Source organism: Bradyrhizobium sp. PRIMUS42 (assembly GCF_023006515.1).
Taxonomy (GTDB): Bacteria; Pseudomonadota; Alphaproteobacteria; order Rhizobiales; family Xanthobacteraceae; genus Bradyrhizobium.
Genome location: NZ_JALBGZ010001485.1, coordinates 1 through 581 on the forward strand (window position 1 = coordinate 1; position 581 = coordinate 581).

Genomic DNA, 581 nt, shown 5'->3' on the forward strand with positions numbered 1-581 from the left:
GATCGTGCCGCCGAAGGGGCGAAGCTCGATACCGCCGGGCAACGTTCCGCGCAACGCCTGGAACGCGATCCGGCCGCGCCAGCCCGTGATGAGCCCTGCGCTCATCGGTTCGCCCGTATCATGCCCGGCCGCGCCGATCGCCATCGCGAGCGCCGGCGCAAGATCGAGCGTATCGAGACCGACTTCGCCGTCGACGCTCTTCTCCTGATCCAGCGTCACCGCCAGATGGCCGCGCAGATGTGAGCCGGCCGCATTGCCATCGAGATCGTCGAAGGTCAGGCGATTGCCTTTCAGCCCGACGCGGGAGGACAGGCTGACGTTCCGCGCCGATTTGTCGGTCGGGCTGGTCCCGAGCAGCGGCGCCAGATTGGCGTTGCGCACGCGCAGATTCATGCTGCCCTTCGGCTCCGACAATTCGACACTGCCTTGCGCATCGGCATCCAGACCGCCACCGCTGAGCTTTGCGTTCAATTGCAACGGCCGCCGCCAGGCGCCGGTCAGCCTGCCCTCGAATTGCGAAGCGCCCTCGCCTGCGGCCACCACGCGATCGAGCCCGAGCAGCGCCAGCAGTGCGCCGGCCT

1 pseudogene is annotated in these 581 nt (G+C 68.2%); it reads right to left on the reverse strand.

Annotated features, from left to right (window positions below):
- Nucleotides 1–581, reverse strand: a pseudogene (locus tag MOV75_RS41220) (hypothetical protein); the annotation flags it as partial.